This window comes from Lentzea sp. NPDC036955 (assembly GCF_055608005.1).
In genome coordinates this window covers 365593-384308 of record NZ_JBVJRC010000002.1, presented here as the reverse complement: position 1 = coordinate 384308, position 18716 = coordinate 365593, and the positions used below count along the sequence as shown (strand labels likewise).

Genomic DNA, 18716 nt, shown 5'->3' with positions numbered 1-18716 from the left:
GGCCCCCGGCTACCCGTGACCGCCTGGGACTAACCCGCCGGGTGGAGGCCGTGCCCGAACGGGAACAGCGGGTCGTCGTACCCCGCCACGTCCTCCGGGTGCCGCCGGACCTGCTCCATCGACCGCGGCAGGTCGAACGGCAGCCGTCCCCGCGGCGGGATCGCGCCCGTCAGCGCGTCGGCCAGGGCCTCATCGGTGGAGCCGTAGCTGACGACCAGGGTGGAGGCGATCGGCAGCAGCGGGGTGAGCACCGCGGCGCGGTCCAGGGTCACGTCCACGACCAGCGGGCACGCGGCGGCGATGCGGGCCAGGCGTGCGGGCAGGCCCGGTGGGAACTCCAGCGAACCCTGGTGGAACCACGACTCCAGGAACAGGTCCGAGCGCGGGTCGAACGGCGCCATGAGCCGCACGAGCGCCAGGTCGGCCTCCTGCGGGGTGGCGACGACGGTGCCCAGGCGGGCGGCGGCCTCGGGTGAGACGTTCTCCACGTAGAGCTTCAGGCCGGGCCGCAGGGGCAGGGCCGCCGCCGAGGAACCGTTCTGCAACACGGTGACCGAACGGGCCTGCGCGGCGTGGCCCTCGTCGCGGAAGTCCTGCCGTCCCACCACCTCGGCCGCGCGGTCCTCGTCCACGAACGGGTCGTCGAAGAGGCCGAGCCGGAACTTCGCGGTGAGCAGGCGGCGGGCGGACTCGTCGATACGGGCCTGCGTCACGCGGCCCTGGGCCACCAGGTCGAGCAGCACGTCCACGCACTCCTCGCCGCCGAACTGGTCGGCGCCCGCGTGGAGGATCAGCTCCATCCTGCCGTGCGCGTCGAGGTGCTCGACGCCCCAGGCGCGGGCCGGGAGGACCTTGTCGCCGACGTGGTTGTCCATCACCAGCTCCCAGTCGGTGAGGACCACGCCGTCGAAGCCGAGGTCGCCGCGCAGCATGCCGGTGACCACCTGGCGGTTGTAGCCGAAGCCGACCGCCTCGATCGGCTCGCCGTCGACCTCCAGGCCCACCGGCATGCCGTAGTAGGGCATCACCGCCGCCGTGCCCGCCTCGACCACCGCGCGGAACGGGGCCAGGTGGTCGGCGAAGCGGCCACCGGGGTAGACCTGCTCGCGGCCGTACGGGAAGTGCGCGTCCTCGCCGTCCTTCTGCGGGCCGCCACCGGGGAAGTGCTTGCTGGTGCAGGCGACCGACCCGGCTCCCAGGGACGGCCCCTGGAAACCGCGCACGTACGCCACCGCGAGCTCGGCGGTCAGCGCCGAGGACTGGCCGAAAGTGCCGGCCTGCCGCGCCCAGCGGGGTTCGGTGGCGAGGTCGATCGCCGGGTGCAGGGCGCAGCGGATGCCCACCGCGACGTACTCCTGGCGGGCGATGTCCGCGAACCGCTCCACGAGCGCCGGGTCGCCGAGCGCGGCCAGGCCCAGCGACTCGGGCCACTGCGAGAACGCCTTGGCGGTGAAGGAGACGCCGGCGTTCTCCAGGAACGCGTGCCGCGGGTCGGTGGAGATGGTCACCGGGATGCCGTGCGGGGTGCTCTCCGCGATCAGCTGGAGGTTGTTGTGCCAGCGCGCGGCCATGCGCGCGTCGTGCAGCGCGTGAACGTTGAAGTGCGACAGGTGTTTCTGCGTGACCACGACGCTGGTGGGCGACTTGCTGATGGCGCCGGGCGCCTCCTTCACCGTGCCGTCCTCACCCGCCTCGATGACGGTGTGGAACAGCAGACCGGCCTTCTCCTCCAGCGACAGCCGCGCCAGCAGGTCCTCGACCCGGTCGGCCACGGGCAGGCGCGGGTCCTCGTAGGGGTCCATGACGCCGTTGCCGTTGAGGTCGCGGTACTCGACGCCGTCCTCGGATGTCAGCCGAACAGGCCGCATGTCAGAAACCTCCATCACATTCGGCTCGCGCCGAACTCCTCGACACCGATCACCGGGCGCAGCGCGCGTTCGACGGCAGGGGTCGAGAACGCGCGGCGGACCACGTCACGGCACAGGACGTTGCCGATGGCACCCATGACCATCGCCTGGTCCAGGGACAGGTAGCGCCGTGCGACGGTGCCCGACCGCACGGCGACGGCGTCGAAGAAACCGCCGCGGCCGTAGGCGCGCAGGTCCCGTTCGATGCCCAGCAGGTTGGTGTACGCCTCGTCGCGCTCGTGCATCATCGCCAGGAACGCCGCGTGCGGGGTGACCACGCCGTCGCCGTAGGACGGGGTGGGCGCGGTGGCCGGGCGGCACGTGCCGAAGCCGGCGTCGTAGTTCGTCATCTCCTGGTCGGAGAAGTAGCCGTTGGCGCCGTTGCCCGGTTCGTTGCCGGGTCCCATGCCGAGCGCGTCCACGCCGTACTCGCGGTAACCACCGGCCGGGTTGCTCGACGGGCTGAAGCCCCAGAAGCCGTACTTCGCCTCCAGCAGGCCGTGTTCGCGTTGCGCCCGCACGTGCAGCGCGTGGTTGCGGCCCCACGACCGCGGCGCCCACCTGGCCTCGGGCACGAACACGTCCGGCATCAGCTCCTCGAACATCGAGCCGCCCCAGCCGGGCACGATCCGCATGCCGCGGTAGGTGTAGGCGCCTTCGAAGACCTCGATGCCGTAGTAGGTGCGGTTCTCCCCCACCGGCTGCATCTCGTGCCACGACCAGTCGCACGACGCCGGGAACGTCCGCCACATCGCGAAGTACTGCTTCGCCGGCACCTGGCCGGTGATGATGCCGAGGTAGCTGGTGATCCGCGTTTCGGACACGGTGGTGTCGTAGTGGTGGGTGGTCAGCCACACGGGGTCGCCGCCGATGTGCGTGCCCTGGTACACGCCGCCGGGCCGGTCGTGGTCGAACGGGAAGAACCCGCCGTGGATCAGGCCGCCTGGCCGCACCGCGGGGTGCGCGGGGTCGTCACCGGGGTTGTAGAAGGAGTCCCAGCGCATCCGGGCGAAGATCCGGCGTGCGAGGCCCGCCGCCGCGCGGTCGGCCCCGGCCACCACGAGCAGGGCGGCGCCGAGCCAGCCGTTGTCGACGCTGGAGCAGAACGGGTGCACGACGGCGCCGGTGCCGGGCCAGGCGCGCAACGCCTCCCCGGTCTCCTCGTCGTACCAGTTGAAGTACATGCCGCTGGGGACGTGGTGCTCCATCCGGTCCAGGGTGGTGAGCGTGCGGACCAGCCGGGCGGACGCCTCGTCCTTCGAGATGAACCCGAGCTCCCTGGCCACGACGGTCGACCACAGGTAGCCGCCGATGTTGGTCGGCGAGGTGTAGCCGGACCGGTCTGCCGGGGCGAGCGACTCGGGGATGTTGTCGGCGGGCAGGCCGGTGCTCGCCGGGGTCATGGCGACCAGGCTGCGCCACGTGTCGCGGGCCCAGCCGCGAACGCGTTCCCGGTCGAACCCGCGGGCGGCGGACGCGGCCCCGGGCACCACGAGTGCCGCTGTCGTTCCCAGCAGGACGGTTCGGCGGGTGATCCTTGCAGTCATGTGAGACCTCGTCACTTGATGCCGGTGGTCGCGATGCCTTCGATGAAACGCCGCTGGAAGACCAGGAACACGGCCAGCACCGGCACGACGACGATGGTGGCCCCGGCCAGCAGCAGGCCGTACTGGATGGAGTTCTGGCCGGTCGAGTAGAGGGCGAGCGCGACCGGGAGCGTGTACTCGCTCTCCTGCTGCGCCACGACGAGCGGCCACAGGAAGTTGTTCCAGCTGCCCAGGAACGTGAGGATGCCGAGCGTGGCGAGCGCGGGCCCGCACAGCGGCAGCACGATCCTGGCGAAGATCCGCAGCTCGCCCGCACCGTCGACCCGGCCGGCGTCGAGCAGTTCGCTCGGCAGGCCGGCGATGAACTGGCGCATCAGGAAGACGCCGAACGGCGAGACGAGGAACGGCAGGATCAACGCGGGCAACGAGTTCGCCAGCCCGGCGTTGACGACCAGGACGTACAGCGGCACGAACGTGACCACGCCCGGGATCATCAGCGTCGCCATCACGACCAGGAACAGCGTCCGCCTGCCGCGGAACTCCAGCTTGGCGAGCGCGTAGCCGACCATCGAGCAGAACAGCAGGTTCCCGGCCGTCACGGCCACCGCGACGATCGTGGAGTTGAGGAAGTACGTGCCGAACTGCAGCCGGGAGAACAGCTGCGTGTAGTTGTCCAGCGACGCCGTGCCGGGCCACCACGTCGGCGGGTTCGCCCGGATCTCGCCCTCGCCCTTGAAGCTGCCCAGCACCATCCACGCGAACGGCGCGACGACGGCGGCGAACGCGACCGTCAGCGGGACGTAGAGCCACCAGCGGTTCCTCATGCTCAGCCCCTCTCCCGCAGCAGCCGGAACTGCAGGGCGGTGACGACGGCGATGACGACGAAGATCAGGTAGCTCATCGCGGAGGCGTAGCCGTAGTTGCCGAACCCGAACTGCCGGTAGGTGTACATCGACGCGGAGATCGTCGAGTTGAGCGGGCCGCCGTTGGTCATGACGTAGGGCTCCTCGAAGAACTGCAGGTAGCCGATCGCCGTGGTGACCGACACGAACAGGATCGTCGGGCGCAGCAGCGGCAGCGTGATGTGCCGGAACCGCTTGAGCGACCCCGCGCCGTCGATGGACGCCGCCTCGTGCAGCGACGCGGGCACCGCCTGCAACCCGGCCAGGAAGATGATCATCGCGGTGCCGAAGTTGCGCCACGCGGCCATCAGGATCAACGCGGGCATCGACCAGTCCGGGTCGCCGAGCCAGTTCGGCCCGTCGATCCCGAACCAGCCGAGCACGGTGTTGACCAGGCCGAACTCGTCCTGCAGCAGGAACCGCCACACCACCGCGACCGCGACGATCGAGGTGATCACCGGGGTGTAGAAGCCCAGCCGGAAGAACGCGCGGAACCGGGTGATGCCCTTGTCCAGCACCACGGCGGCCAGCAGCGCGATGCCCAGCGTGAGCGGCACGCCGACGAGCACGAAGTACGCGGTGTTCGCGGCGGCCGTGCGGAACAGCGGGTCCGCGAACGCCCGCACGTAGTTCTCGAGCCCGACGAACTCCACCGCGAACGGCGTGCGCAGGTCGCGGTTGCGGGTGTCGGTGAGGCTCATGAACAGCGACTGGAGCACCGGCCAGGCCGTGAACACGAGGAACAGCACGCAGAACGGGACGACCAGGCCCCACGCCGCCCGCTCGACCCCGCGGCGGCGGGCCGCGGCGGGCGAGCTCACCTGCCGGTGCCGATGGAGTCGGCCGCCGACTGGGCCGCCTTCAGCGCGCCGGCCGGGTCGGCACCGGAGCGGGCCACCTTCTCGACCTCGGTGTCGAGCGCGGTGATCACCTGCTCCCAGGTGGCGAAGGTGGGCGGCGACTGGGCGGTGTCGAGCTGCTTGCCGAACGTCGCGAGCTTGGTGTCGGCGGTGAGCGCCGGGTCCTGCCACGCGCTCTTCACCGACGGCAGGTCCGTGGACTGCCGGTACCACTTGACCTGCGTCTTGGCGTCGGCGAGCCAGCTCACGAACTTCCAGGCCGAGTCGCGGTTCTTCGTCTCCTTGAACACCACGAAGTTGGAGCCGCCGACGAAGCTCGACGAGGTCTTCTTGACCGGCATCGGCATGACGTCGTACTTGTCCTTGAAACCCTCACCGCCGAGCTTCTCGACCGCGGACATCATCCAGGGACCGGAGATGAACATCGGCACGCGGCCGCTGACGAAGTCGGGTTCGGTCGTGGGCTGCGCGGGTGCTTCCCCGTCCGCGATGCCCTCGGAGAAGTAGGAGCCGTAGTACTCCAGCGTCTCCTTCAGCTCCGGGCTGTCGAAGTTGTAGGCAGCACCGTCGTCCTTGGTCAGCTGCGCGCCGTTGGACCAGGCGAAGGGCAGCAGCGACTGCCACGAACCGGTTCCGCCCGCCTGCAGGCCGATCCCGAACTTGGCGCCCGCCTTGGCCTGCATGGCCTTGGCCATCTCCTTGAGGCCGGCCCAGTCCTTCGGCGGCGTCTCGAAGCCCGCGGTCTTGGCGAGGTCCTTGCGGTAGTAGACGAGCCGCGTCTCGACGTACCAGGGGATGCCGTAGGAGGTGCCGCCGACCTCGGTGGTGCGCTGCGCGCCGTCGAAGAACGCGCCCTTGTCGATCGACGACGGGGTCGGGTCGAGCGCGCCCATGCCCGCGAACTCCCCCATCCACGTCGAGCCGACCATGGCCGCGTCGGGCGCCTGGCCCGCGGTGATCGCCGAGGTGAACTTGTTGTGCGCGGCGTCCCACGGGATCGCGGTGACCTGGACGTCCACACCGGGGTTGGCCTTCTCGAACTCCTCCGCGAGGGCAGGCAGCTTCTCCCCCTCGGCGCCCATGGCCCAGACGGTGACGGTGCCCGTGGCGGGTCCCTGGGAGATGTCGCCTCCCTGCTGGCCACCGGCCCGGTCGTCACCGCGCCCGCACGCGGCGAGCACCAGCACCAGGGCGGACAGGCCCGCGAGCGACTTGGCGGTCTTGCGCACCATTGGTTTCCCGCTTCCTCTCTGAAGTGGACGGTGTGATCAGGGGCAGCCGCACGACGAGCGCACGACCAGCTGCGTCGGCAACGTCTGCGCGTTCTTCCGCACCGGCTCCCCGCTCACCAGGTCGTGCAGGCGGCTCGCGGCCAGCGCGCCGAGCGCGTGGACGGGCTGGCGGACGGTGGTGAGCCCCGGCCGCACGTACCGCGAGGTCATGACGTCGTCCCAGCCGACCACCGCGATGTCACCGGGCACGTCCTTCCCGGCGTCCTGCAACGTGGTCATGACGCTCAACGCGAGCTCGTCGTTGGCACACATCAGCGCGTCCACGTCGTGCTCGCCGCGCAGGAGGTCCCGCGCGAACGCGGCACCGTCGGCCTCGCGCAACCCGACCCCGACCGGCTCGGCGGCCGTGCGCCCGCGGTCTTCGTGGGCGGCCACGAACCCCGCGTACCGGTCGCGGATGTCGGGCCCGCTGTCCGGGTCGCCGACGAACAACGCCCGGTGCCGCCCGTGGTCGAGCACGTGCCCGGCCAGCTCCCGCGCGCTCTCCAGGTTCTCCGCCGCGACCGCCTCGACCCCGTCCAGCGGCTCACCGGCGATGACGACGACGGGTTTCCTGGCGTGCAGCAACCGCACCACGTCCCGCGAGATCGCCGCCGCCCCGAACACCGCGATGGCGTCGACCCTGGTGGCGAGCTGCCGCACCGCCGCGGCCAAGTCCGTCCGGCTGTCGGTGAGCACCAGCACGACCGACTGCGCGAGCTCGGCGGCCCGCGCCTCGAACCCCATCAGCAGCTCGGCGTAGTAGGGACCGGACAGCTCCGGCAGCACCAGCCCGTGCGCCTCGTGGTGCCGCACCGCCAGGCTCCGCGCCGCCCCGAGCGGCACGTACCCCAGCTCCTCGACGGCGGTGAGCACCTTCTGCCGGGTCGTCTCGGCCACGACGGTGGCCCCCTGCAACACCCGCGAGACGGTGGCGATGCTGACCCCGGCACGCTCGGCGACCGAGTAGATCGTCGCGCCCGCGGGCTTGGCCTCCTGGGAGGCGTGGTGCTGCTTCGCCATCGTGCTGCCTGCCACCTCGTCGTCGCTGACGGTTCTATGTAAGCGCTTACATGTCACTATTTGTGATGTAAGCGCTTACATAGGCTTGATGGGGCAAATATAGGCACGTGTTGCGGCGGGACACAAGACCGACGACTGCCGACCAGCTCGCCACGACACCAGAAAAGCGCTGCTCAGGCGCGTGTCGGAAAGTTTCGAGGATTGTCGGTCAGCTGCCCGCCGGGCCAAGGTGCGCGACCGATTGCTGTCCAGGACAGATCCGCCCCGCAACCTGGACAGTGTTCAGCCACTGGTGTTTGGATGATTACACACCGTGCTTACAACGTTGTATCCCGGCAGATTGGACCGAGACGTTGACCTCCAGGATCGTCGCCTCCGCCTTGGCCGCCCTGCTGCTCGGCAGCGTGCCCGCCGCGGCCTCGTCCACGGCCGCCGCGCCCGACTTCGCGACGGCGGAGGCCGGCAACCCCTTCGTGGACGGGTGGTACGCCGACCCCGACACCGCGTTCTACGAGAACAGGTACTGGGTCTTCCCCACCTCGTCGCGCCCCTACGACGAGCAGACCTACCTCGACGCCTTCTCCTCGACCGACCTGGTCACCTGGACCAAGCACCCGAACGTCCTGACCACCGCGTCCGTCTCCTGGGCCCGCCGCGCCGTCTGGGCACCGGCCCCCGTGCAACGCAACGGCAAGTACTACCTGTACTTCGGCGCCAACGACATCCAGTCCGACTCCGAGCTCGGCGGCATCGGCGTCGCGGTCGCCGACCGGCCGGAGGGCCCGTACCGGGACGCGATCGGCAAGCCGTTGATCGCGCAGTTCGTGAACGGCGCGCAACCCATCGACCAGGACGTCTTCATCGACACCGACGGCCAGGCATACCTGTACTACGGCGGCTGGGGTCACGCGAACGTCGTGAAGCTCAACGCGGACATGACGAGCCTCGGCACGTTCGCCGACGGCAGCACCTACAGGGAGATCACCCCGGCGAACTTCACCGAGGGGTCGCAGATGTTCAAGCGCGGCGGCAAGTACTACTTCATGTGGTCCGAGGACGGCTGGACCGGCCCGAACTACGCCGTGGCCTACGCGATCTCCGACTCCCCCACCGGCCCGTTCACCAAGGTCGGCCGCGTGCTTAGCCAGGACCCAGCGGTGGCACGGGGTTCCGGCCACAACGGCGTGATCAACGTGCCGGGCACCGACATCTGGTACATCACCTACCACCGCCGCCCGTTGAGCAAGTCCGGCGCCAACGACCGCCAGCTCGCCTACGACCGCATGACCTTCAACCCCGACGGCACCATCCAGCCGGTCACCATGCGGGTCAAGGACAACTTCGCCGACGACAACGCGATCGGCTGGACCACCCACGGCGGCACCTGGGCAGCCCGCGCCGGCCGCTACGAGGCCGGCTCGTCGTTCGGCGGGAAGTCGTTGCTGGACACCAACTTCACGAACTTCGTCCAGGACGTCGACGTCATCCCCCGCTCGGCCGCGGGTGACAGCGGCGTCGTGTTCCGCGTGACGCAGGCGGCCACCGGCACCGACAGCTACCGCGGCTACTACGCGGGGATCACCGGCAACGGCCGGGTCGTGCTGGGCAAGGCGGACAACAGCTGGACGCAGCTGGCGTCCGCGCCGGCGACCGTGCGGCCGAACGCGGCGCACCGGCTGCGGGTGGAGGCGGTCGGGTCGTCGATCAAGGTGTACGTCGGGGACCTGACGACGCCGAAGATCTCGGTGACCGACACGAGCTACGCCAGCGGGGCCAACGGGGTGCGCGTGTTCAACACGGGTGCGGCGTTCGACAACTTCGCGGTTGCGCACCGCTGAGCCACAGGTTGTTACCATCCGGATGTTGACGACATCCAGGAGTGGTGAATGGCGACTCGGCACCTGTACGTGGTGCGGCACGGCGCGGCGGACCCGTTCGGCGAGCTGACGGAGGTCGGGGAACGCCAGGCGCACCTGCTCGGTGAGCGCCTGGCGGAGTCGCCGATCACGGCGGTGTGGCACTCCCCTCTGCCCAGAGCCGTGCGCACCGCCCGGATCCTCGGCACGCACCTGCCGGGGGCGACGGTGGCCGAGGCACCGGAGCTGGTCGACCACGTGCCGCACGTGCCGGAGGACGTCCCACCGGCGTGGGCGGGGTTCTTCGACGGCTACGACGCCGCGGAGGCCGCGGCAGGCGCACGGTTGGCGGAGGCCTTGACCGCGCGGTTCGCCGGGCCGGCCGCTGCCGAGTCGCACGAGGTGCTGGTGACGCACGCCTACCAGGTGGCGTGGCTGGTGCGTGACGCCCTCGGGGCGCCGCCGGCCCGGTGGCTGGGGATGAGCTGCGGGAACGCGGCGTTGACGGTGGTCGAGCACCGGCACGGGAGTCCGCCGGCTTTGGTGGTCTACAACGACATGGGGCACCTGCCGGCAGAGCTGCGGTGGACGGGGTTCGGGCCGGGGCTGCGGCCGTGAGGTGAGGAGGCCGGATCGCCCGGCTGCGGCCGTGCGGTGAGGAGGCCGGGTCACCCGGCTGCGGCCGTGCGGTGAGGGAGCCGGGTCACCCGGCTGCGGCCGTGCGGTGAGGGAGCCGGGTCACCCGGCTGCGGCCGTGCGGTGAGGGAGCCGGGTCACCCGGTGGTGCCCTTATCGGCGCAGCACCGCCTGCGCGGCGACCAGCCGCTCGACCTCGCCGCCGCCCCCGGCTCCTCCGACGACCTCGTCCGCCCACCCGAGCAACCGCTCCAGGCGCGAATCCGCCTCTCCCGTCACCACTTCGGGCCGCCCGAGCACGACCTCACCACTCGTCCCGTCCAGCGTGACCACCACACCGGCGGCGAGGGTCAGCTCCCCTGCCCCGACAACGGCCGGCTTCCCCATCGACCGCGCCACCACCGCCGCATGACTCGCCGGCCCACCGCGCGCAGTCACCACGCCGGCCGCCACGGCCAGCCCGCGGATGTCGTCCGGTGATGTCTCCGGCCGCACCAGCACGACGGGACCAGCCGCGGCCGAACGCACCGCGTCGTCGGAGGTCAGCGCCACCCGCCCGGTCGCGACCCCGGGACACACGCCCACGCCTCGCGCCACCACCTCCGTTCCCGCGGCGATCCGCGGCACGCGCACGTGCCGCAGGTGCGAGGGCGACACCCGCAGCAGGGCCTCGGCGCGGGTGATCAGGCCTTCGTCGGCGAGGTCGGTGGCGGTGCGAACGGCGGCGGCCCCGGTGAACCGTCCCGGCCGCACCTGCAGCAGCCACAGCTGGCCGGACTCGAAGGTGAACTCGACGTAGCAGGCGTCGCGGTGGTGCCGCTCGATTCGGTGCAGCGCGTCGTGGAGGTCTTGCCGCACAGGGGGTTCCAGCGCGGTCAGCGGCAGGGTCAGTGACCGGCCGGAGACGACGGCCTCGCCGTGGTGTCCGAAGAGGACCTCGCCGAACGGCGTGCGCGCGCCGGTGCTCGGGTCGCGGCTGAAGGCGACGCCGGCGCCGCTGTGGTCGTCGCGGGTGCCGAACACCATCTGCTGCACCACGACGGCCGTGCCGAGGTCGTGCGGGATGCCGTGCAACGTGCGGTAGGTGCGGGCACGGGGTGTGTTCCACGAGGCGAACACGGACTCGACCGCGTCGTCCAGGGAGGTCGGGTCCACGTCGAGGATCGTGTCCATCATGCCGGGCATCGACACCGCAGCGCCGGAGCGGACCGAGACCGCGGACATCCCCACCACGGCCGCCGCGAGCTCGGCACCGAGTCCGGGTGGAAGCCTGCCGTCGCGCAGGAACGCGCGGCACGCGTCCGTGGTCACGACGACCGCGGCGGGGACGGGCAGGCCGAGGCGGTGCAGCAGGGCCAGGCCGTGCGCCTTGCCGCCCACCACCTCCGGCGGCTCGTGCAGGTCCGCGGAGACCGTCCTCACCCAGCCCATCGCTGGATCCCCATGGTCGCGAGGAGGTCCTCGTGCAGTTCGGCCCACACGGTGTGGAACGAGTCGATCGTGTCGGTGAGGTGGTCCCGCTCGCCCGCTTCCGCGCGGGCCAGGGCGGTGCCGAGGCGGGTCTCGTAGCGGCCGAACCGGGGCAGCGCGGCGGCCAGAGCGGCGATCACGACGAGCGCGCGGTCGTGGAAGTCGCGGAACAGGCCCACGACGCGGTCGTCGTAGGCAGCGTCCGTGTGGTCGTTGATGGTCGTGGCGCCGTCGACCGGGCGGATCTGCCACGCCGTGCAGAGGTCGAGCAGCTCGGGGTTGAGGACGAGGAACTCCTCGAACGCGGCCTTCAGCTCGGTACGGGTGTCGGCCCCGTCCAGCTCGGCGGCGGTCTGCTCGGCGTCGGCGGCCTTGCCGTCCCCCGTCAGCGACCAGCCGCCGAAGTCGCGGTGGTGGGTGACGAGGCCGGCAACGGCGAGGTCGATCAGGTCGGACTCCACTTCGGACGGTGACAGCCCGGTGAACGCGGCCACCCGCGTCACGTTCGTGGCACCGGTGCAGCGCAGGGCGTGCAGCACCAACGGGTTCACGACGTCGCCTCCCGCCTGCGCGCACCGGCCGCGTGACTGGCGCCCAGCCCCTGAGCGCGGGCCACGACCACGCCGTCGCGCACCCGGACCGCCGCCTCCGTGTCGTCGCCGGCGTTCCCGAGCCCGAGCGCGGACGGCACCGCCGCGTCCTCGTCGAGCACCAGCCGTACGTGCCGCCACACGTCGGGCGCGAACACCCGCCGCAGGCAGCCGACGAGGTCGGTGAGCCGCAGCCGCACGAGGCGGCCGGTCTCTTCCTGGTCGCCGGTCACCACGACCAGCACGACCTGTTCGCCGGGCCGCACCGACCGCAGCGCCTCCTCAGCCGCGCCGAGCCGGCCGGCGCCGAGCACCGCGACCAGGCCGTCGGTCAGGTCGACCGGGCCTCCGCCGATCAGGTCGACTAGACCCTCCGGCGCGGTCCAGGCGTCGGCGCAGGTCCGCGCCGGGGCGACGTAGGGCAGGTGCGGTGGCGCCCAGGTGTCCGCGAGGTCGACCTGCGCCAGGTGCCGGCACGCGTGCGCCACGTCGAACGGGTCGCCGAAGCCCGGCGCCGACTCGGCCCGGTGCGCCGCGCCGTCGAGCAACGTCAGCACCACCTGCGCCAGCCGCACCTGTCGCGCGGGACCACCGCGTTCCAGCGCCGTCGCCAGCAGGACCGCCTCCAGCGCCGCGACCTGGGCGAGCACCGGTCCGTGCCGGTCGTCGAGCACACCGTCCAGCGACCTGAGCTGCATCCGCCCGCCCGCGGCCGAGTCGCCCACCAGCGGCAACCGCTCCAGCCACACCCGCGCGAACACGCCCAGCGCGTCGACCGCCGACGACGGCGACACCTCGGCCGGCATCCCGCCCGCGGCACCGGCCAGCTCGATCAGCACGGCGAGGTACAGCGCGCGCTTGCCGGGGAAGTTGGAGTACACCGCGCCACGGGTCAGCTCCGCCCGCTCCGCGATGCGGTCCACCTTGGCCCCGGCGTAGCCGTGCTCGGTGAACTCCTCCTTCGCCGCCGCCAGCACGGACGCCCGCGTGCGCGCCTGTTGCTGTGCCCTCGTCAGCCGCACCATCGGCCACTCCCCGCTACGGTTCAGATGTTGTGAACATCCAGATTACCGCAACGTCCGAATCAGTTCAGGACCGCCGCCCCGGCGGCACATGCTTGAGGGTGGGTCCCGCCGTGGCGCCGCCCGCGACACGAATGGCGGAGCACAATTCATGATCGTCGGCACGCGCACGGGTCCTGATCAAGAACCACACGCGCCGGAGTTTTCGAAAAGAGTTTCGAAACTTCGCCGATTCACGCGTCGGCACAGCGAGTCGGAAGCACTCGCACAAGAGTGAATCCCATGTAGTCGAACATGTCGTTCACCTGGTCGTTCGACAACGATTCGACACGGGTCTTGACAGCTTCAACGGTCCTCCCCGGACCGCACCAAGGCCTGTGAGCAGCGCGAACGCGACCCTTGATCCGTCGAACGGATTCGGTTAATACTGCTCGCAGTTCGGCGTCGGGCGGGGTGGTTTTGGCGCAATCCGCATCGCCCGCACCGGACAGATCAGCAACTGAACCCATTCCACCCGCGAAGCTGCGGGTGCAAACTCAGAAAGCGCCGAATATGACGCTGACAGCGAAGTCAGTCGCACGGGTGACCCTCGTGTCCAGCCTTGTCGCCGCCACCGTCGGTGCCGCGATCATCGCGGCGTCGCCCGCCAGTGGGGCCGCGTCCACACTGGCCGCGGCGGCCCAGCAGAGCGGCCGGTACTTCGGCACCGCGGTGGCCGCGAACAAGCTCGGCGACTCGACCTACGTGGGGATTCTGAACCGCGAGTTCGACATGGTCACCGCCGAGAACGAGATGAAGATGGACGCGACCGAGCCGAACCAGAACCAGTTCAGCTACGGCAACGCGGACCGGATCGTCAACCAGGCCCGCAACCAGGGCAAGCGGGTGCGCGGGCACGCGCTGGCCTGGCACATGCAGCAGCCCGGCTGGATGCAGAACATGTCCGGCACCGCCCTGCGCAACGCGATGCTCAACCACGTCACGCAGGTTGCCACCTACTACCGGGGCAAGATCTACGCCTGGGACGTGGTGAACGAGGCGTTCGCCGACGGCAACAGCGGCGGGCGTCGCGACTCGAACCTCCAGCGCACCGGCAACGACTGGATCGAGGCCGCGTTCCGCGCGGCCCGTGCGGCGGACCCGAACGCGAAGCTCTGCTACAACGACTACAACACCGACAACTGGTCGCACGCCAAGACCCAGGGCGTCTACCGGATGGTGCAGGACTTCAAGTCCCGCGGCGTCCCGATCGACTGCGTCGGCTTCCAGGCGCACTTCAACAGCGGCAACCCGGTTCCGTCGAACTACCACACCACGCTGCAGAACTTCGCGGCGCTGGGCGTGGACGTCCAGATCACCGAACTGGACATCGAGGGCTCCGGCAGCTCGCAGGCCCAGCAGTACCAGGGTGTCACGCAGGCCTGTCTCTCCGTGGCCCGCTGCACCGGCATCACGGTGTGGGGCATCCGCGACACCGACTCGTGGCGCGCCTCGGGCACCCCGTTGCTGTTCGACGGCAGCGGCAACAAGAAGGCCGCGTACAACTCGGTCCTCAGCGTCCTGAACAGCGGCACGGGCGGCACCGACCCCACGACCACCACCACGACGACGACCACGACGTCCAACCCCGGCGGCGGGGGCTGCACGGCGACGTACTCCGAGGGTGAGAAGTGGGGCGACCGCTTCAACGGCAACGTCACGGTGTCGGGCACTGACAACTGGATCGTGACGGTGACCGTGAGCTCGCCACAGCGGATCATCGCCACCTGGAACACCAGTGCCTCGTGGGACTCCGCGAACGTGATGACCGCGCGCCCCAACGGCAGCGGCAACACGTTCGGCTTCACCATCATGCACGGCGGCAACTGGAACTGGCCCAGCATCTCCTGCCGGGTCGCCTGATCACACCAGCGGAGGGCCCCGGTGACCACCGGGGCCCTTCCCCGTCCGCGCTACGCCACTCCGCCGCCACCCGGACTGGACGGAGCAAAGCCATGCACTCCACCGATTCCCGCACGTTCAGAGCAGCCGCGGCCATGGCCGCCGCGGTGCTCGTCACGACAACGGCCGCCGTGGCCGGGTCGCAGTCCGCGGCAGCCGCCGCCGGGTGCAGGGCCGACTACAGGGTCGGGTCCCAATGGCAGGGAGGCTTCACCGCCGAGGTCGTCGTCACGAACCTCGGTGACGCGGTCACCGGCTGGCGGCTCGCGTGGACGTTCCCCGGTGACGAGCGGATCACGCAGTCGTGGAACGGGTCGCACACCCAGTCCGGCGCGAACGTGACCGCCGTCAACGCGGCCTGGAACGGTGGCATCGCCACCGGCGCGACCGTCTCGCTCGGGTTCAACGCCACCGCCAGTGCGCGCGCGGCGACCCCGGCGGTGTTCACCCTCAACGGCACCGCGTGCACCGGCACCACCGACCCCACCACGACGACCACCACGACCACGACCACGACGAGCACGGACCCCCAGCCGGGTCGGCCCGCGATCGAGAACAACTTCCCCGTCACCCGCGAGGGCGCGTACGGCGACAACCGCTTCACGGTGTTCCGCCCGGCGAACCCGCAGGCGGCCGACCGGCCACTGCCCGTGCTGGCGTTCGGCAACGGCGCCTGCGCGCACACGAACAACAGCGAGGTCACCCGCATCCTGACGTTCGTCGCGTCGAAGGGCTTCGTGGTCGTGGACACCGGCTCGGTCGACGGCTCGCCCAACGGCGTGCCGAGCGGGTCGCCGATCCCCTCCCTGCTGACGGACGCGATCACCTGGGCCGAACGGGAGCAGAACCGCTCCGGCGCCGCCCTGCGCCAGCGCCTCGACCTGACCAGGGTCGCCACCGCGGGCCACTCGTGCGGCGGGCTGGAGGCACTGGTCGCCGCGCAGGACCGCCGGGTGTCCGCCGTGATCGCGTTGAACAGCGGTTTCTTCGCCGACGGCGCCTTCGGCTACCCGCGCTCCGAGCTCGGCAAGCTGCACACGCCGGCGCTGTTCATGGACGGCGGCTCCTCCGACATCGCCTACGCCAACAACCAGGCCAACTACGACCTGGCCACGGTGCCGTCCGTGCTGGCGCGGCACCCGCAGGCCGGGCACGTCGGGTTCATCACCGGCAGCCAGCTGACCGACGGCATGACGACGGTCGTGCAGTTCCTCGACATGGTGCTCAACGGCAACCAGACCGCCCGCAACTACGTCCTCAGCCCGTCCGGCCTGGCCGCCAAGGCGCCGTGGGTGGTGGTCAAGAAGAACTTCTGACCCGGTTCCAGACCCCGGCAGTTCCAGACCCCGGCAGGGCGGGGGCCGCCGCAACGCCGTGACGGCGCAGGGGCGCAGGGCGCACCCGCACGGCGTTGCGGCGTCGGGCTGCGCGGGTCACCGGCCGGTTCCGGGCACTGCCACGAGGTGCTGCCGCGGACATCCGCGGCAGCCACCCGTGGCCCTACCGGTCACCTGACCGTCAGCCCACCCGCTTCAGCACCACCAGCGACCGCGCCGCCAGGACGAGCTGGCCGGTCGCGGGGATCGGCTTCTCCCGCTCGCCGACCTCACCGGTCGCGGTGTCCACCACGACCACCCACTCCGGGCCGTAGGTGGGCTCGGGCAGCGTCACCTCGATGTCCTCGTGGTGGGCGTTGAACCCGATGAGGAACGAGTCGTCGACCACCCTCATCCCGCTCTGGTCGAGGTCGGGGATGCCTTCGCCGTTGAGGAAGACGACGATGCACTTGCCGAAGTCGTCCTCCCAGTTCTGCTCGGTCATCTCCTCACCGGAGGGGGTGAACCACGCGATGTCGCGCAGCTCCTCGCCCTTGCGGATCGGCCGGCCGACGAAGAACCGCTTGCGCCGGAACACCGGGTGGGCCTTGCGGAACGCGGTCAGCGCCGAGGTGAAGTCGACCAGCTCGGCGTTCGCGTCGGCCAACGTCCAGTCCACCCACGAGATGGCGTTGTCCTGGCAGTAGACGTTGTTGTTGCCGTCCTGCGTGCGGCCGAACTCGTCGCCGTGCAGGATCATCGGCACGCCCTGCGACAACAGCAGCGTCGCCATCATGTTCCGCCGCTGCCGGGCGCGCAGCGTGAGGACGCCCTCGTCGTCGGTCGGTCCTTCGGCGCCGCAGTTCCACGAGCGGTTGTGGCTCTCGCCGTCGTTGTTGTCCTCGCCGTTGGCGTCGTTGTGCTTCTCGTTGTACGACACCAGGTCGTTGAGGGTGAAGCCGTCGTGGGCGGTGACGAAGTTGATCGACGCGTAGGGCCGGCGGCCGTCGTTCTGGTAGAGGTCGGAGGAGCCGGTGATGCGCGAGGCGAACTCGCCCAGCGTCGCCGGCTCACCGCGCCAGAAGTCCCGGACGGTGTCGCGGAACTTGCCGTTCCACTCCGTCCACAGCGGCGGGAAGTTGCCCACCTGGTACCCACCGGGACCGACGTCCCACGGCTCGGCGATCAGCTTGACCTGCGACACCACCGGGTCCTGCTGCACGACCTCGAAGAACGTCGCCAGCCGGTCCACGTCGTAGAACTCCCGCGCCAGCGTCGCCGCCAGGTCGAACCGGAAGCCGTCGACGTGCATCTCGGTGACCCAGTACCGCAGCGAGTCCATGATCAGCTGCAACGTGTGCGGCGTCCGCACGTTCAGCGAGTTGCCGGTGCCCGTGTAGTCCATGTAGTACTGCGGGTCGTCCTCGACGAGCCGGTAGTACGCCTCGTTGTCGATGCCCTTCATCGACAGGGTCGGCCCGAGGTGGTTGCCCTCGGCGGTGTGGTTGTAGACCACGTCGAGGATGACCTCGATGCCCGCCTGGTGCAGGGTGCGGACCATGCCCTTGAACTCCTGCACCTGGTCGCCGGAGCCGGCGAGGGAGGCGTAGGCGTCGTGCGGCGCGAAGAAGCCGATCGTGTTGTAACCCCAGTAGTTGGTGAGGCCCTTGTCGGCGAGGGTGTGGTCGCTGATGAACTGGTGCACCGGCATCAGCTCGACCGCGGTCACACCCAGCCTGGTCAGGTGGTCGATCATCACCGGGTGCGCGAGACCCGCGTACGTTCCGCGCATCCGCTCCGGGATCTCCGGGTGGTCGATCGTGAGGCCGCGGACGTGCGCCTCGTACACGACGCTCTCGTTGTAGGGCGTCCTCGGCAGCCGGTCCTCCGCCCAGTCGAAGAACGGGTTGACCACCACGGACTTCGGCACGAACGGCGCCGAGTCGTCGTCGTTGCGCTCGTCCGGCGCGCCGAACCGGTAGCTGTAGAGGGACTCGTCCCACCGCAGCCCGTCGCTGATCGCCTTCGCGTACGGGTCGATGAGCAGCTTGGTGGGGTTGCAGCGAAGGCCCCGCTCCGGGTCGTACGGCCCGTGCACGCGGTACCCGTACCGCTGTCCCGGTCCGACGCCGTGCAGGTAACCGTGGTGGACGAAACCGCTCACCTCGGGCAGGTGAACCCGCGTCTCGGTGCCGTCGTCGTCGAACAGGCAGAGCTCGACGCGGTCTGCCACCTCCGAGAACAACGCGAAGTTGGTACCGACGCCGTCATAGGTGGCGCCGAGCGGGTAGGACGTTCCAGGCCAGGCTTTCACGCGCGAGGTATGCCCAGGATCACCCGATCTAACTCTTTCGAGTGCAGGTTGTGCTCGCGAT

The 18716-nt window shown here is 70.5% G+C and carries 14 protein-coding genes; 4 read left to right on the top strand and 10 right to left on the bottom strand.

Annotation, left to right across the window (positions count from 1 at the left end; translation table 11 throughout):
* Positions 1-29: 29 nt before the first annotated feature.
* From ACZ7CF_RS06880 to ACZ7CF_RS06855, 6 genes are read right to left on the bottom strand one after another with little or no spacing between them, the layout of a single operon-like run.
* On the bottom strand, positions 30-1868 hold the full coding sequence (locus tag ACZ7CF_RS06880; RefSeq protein ID WP_360384043.1) for a glycoside hydrolase family 3 protein: 1839 nt from the start codon (positions 1866-1868) through the stop codon (positions 30-32).
* 14 nt (positions 1869-1882) lie between these two features.
* Positions 1883-3454, bottom strand: a complete 1572-nt coding sequence (locus ACZ7CF_RS06875; RefSeq protein WP_470369079.1) for a glucoamylase family protein — start codon at positions 3452-3454, stop codon at positions 1883-1885.
* 11 nt (positions 3455-3465) lie between these two features.
* Complete coding sequence (locus tag ACZ7CF_RS06870) at positions 3466-4278, bottom strand: carbohydrate ABC transporter permease (protein WP_360384049.1); 813 nt, start codon at positions 4276-4278, stop codon at positions 3466-3468.
* A gap of 2 nt (positions 4279-4280) precedes the next feature.
* Entirely contained in the window at positions 4281-5177 is an 897-nt protein-coding gene (locus ACZ7CF_RS06865) for a carbohydrate ABC transporter permease (protein ID WP_360384052.1), read from the bottom strand.
* Positions 5174-6448 (bottom strand): sugar ABC transporter substrate-binding protein, encoded by a 1275-nt coding sequence (locus ACZ7CF_RS06860; protein WP_360384055.1) that lies wholly within the window; start codon positions 6446-6448, stop codon positions 5174-5176. The genes ACZ7CF_RS06865 and ACZ7CF_RS06860 overlap by 4 nt, the downstream gene beginning before the upstream one ends.
* 36 nt (positions 6449-6484) lie before the next feature.
* Positions 6485-7567 (bottom strand): LacI family DNA-binding transcriptional regulator, encoded by a 1083-nt coding sequence (locus ACZ7CF_RS06855; protein WP_470369078.1) that lies wholly within the window; start codon positions 7565-7567, stop codon positions 6485-6487.
* 296 nt (positions 7568-7863) lie between these two features.
* On the opposite strand from ACZ7CF_RS06855, the gene ACZ7CF_RS06850 reads away from it, so the two are divergent.
* Both ACZ7CF_RS06850 and ACZ7CF_RS06845 read left to right on the top strand, forming a co-directional pair.
* Positions 7864-9348 carry a family 43 glycosylhydrolase gene (locus tag ACZ7CF_RS06850; protein ID WP_470369077.1) on the top strand — a complete coding sequence of 495 codons (1485 nt, stop codon included), beginning with the start codon at positions 7864-7866 and terminating at the stop codon, positions 9346-9348.
* 48 nt (positions 9349-9396) lie between these two features.
* Positions 9397-9984, top strand: a complete 588-nt coding sequence (locus tag ACZ7CF_RS06845) for a histidine phosphatase family protein (protein ID WP_360384063.1) — start codon at positions 9397-9399, stop codon at positions 9982-9984.
* A gap of 171 nt (positions 9985-10155) precedes the next feature.
* Here the strand turns inward: ACZ7CF_RS06845 and ACZ7CF_RS06840 are convergent, their stop codons facing one another.
* From ACZ7CF_RS06840 to ACZ7CF_RS06830, 3 genes are read right to left on the bottom strand one after another with little or no spacing between them, the layout of a single operon-like run.
* Positions 10156-11433 (bottom strand): PEP/pyruvate-binding domain-containing protein, encoded by a 1278-nt coding sequence (locus tag ACZ7CF_RS06840; RefSeq protein ID WP_360384066.1) that lies wholly within the window; start codon positions 11431-11433, stop codon positions 10156-10158.
* Positions 11421-12023 carry a transcriptional regulator gene (locus ACZ7CF_RS06835; RefSeq protein WP_360384068.1) on the bottom strand — a complete coding sequence of 201 codons (603 nt, stop codon included), beginning with the start codon at positions 12021-12023 and terminating at the stop codon, positions 11421-11423. Before ACZ7CF_RS06835 ends, ACZ7CF_RS06840 begins: the two co-directional genes overlap by 13 nt.
* Positions 12020-13087 (bottom strand): TetR/AcrR family transcriptional regulator, encoded by a 1068-nt coding sequence (locus ACZ7CF_RS06830; protein ID WP_360384070.1) that lies wholly within the window; start codon positions 13085-13087, stop codon positions 12020-12022. The genes ACZ7CF_RS06835 and ACZ7CF_RS06830 overlap by 4 nt, the downstream gene beginning before the upstream one ends.
* 549 nt (positions 13088-13636) lie before the next feature.
* Here ACZ7CF_RS06830 and ACZ7CF_RS06825 point away from each other — a divergent pair.
* On the top strand, positions 13637-14986 hold the full coding sequence (locus ACZ7CF_RS06825; RefSeq protein WP_458432503.1) for a glycoside hydrolase family 10 protein: 1350 nt from the start codon (positions 13637-13639) through the stop codon (positions 14984-14986).
* 92 nt (positions 14987-15078) lie between these two features.
* Positions 15079-16341, top strand: a complete 1263-nt coding sequence (locus tag ACZ7CF_RS06820; RefSeq protein WP_470369076.1) for a cellulose binding domain-containing protein — start codon at positions 15079-15081, stop codon at positions 16339-16341.
* A gap of 202 nt (positions 16342-16543) precedes the next feature.
* Here ACZ7CF_RS06820 and glgX read toward each other — a convergent pair whose 3' ends face one another.
* On the bottom strand, positions 16544-18655 hold the full coding sequence (glgX, locus tag ACZ7CF_RS06815; RefSeq protein WP_360384078.1) for a glycogen debranching protein GlgX: 2112 nt from the start codon (positions 18653-18655) through the stop codon (positions 16544-16546).
* Positions 18656-18716: the final 61 nt, after the last annotated feature.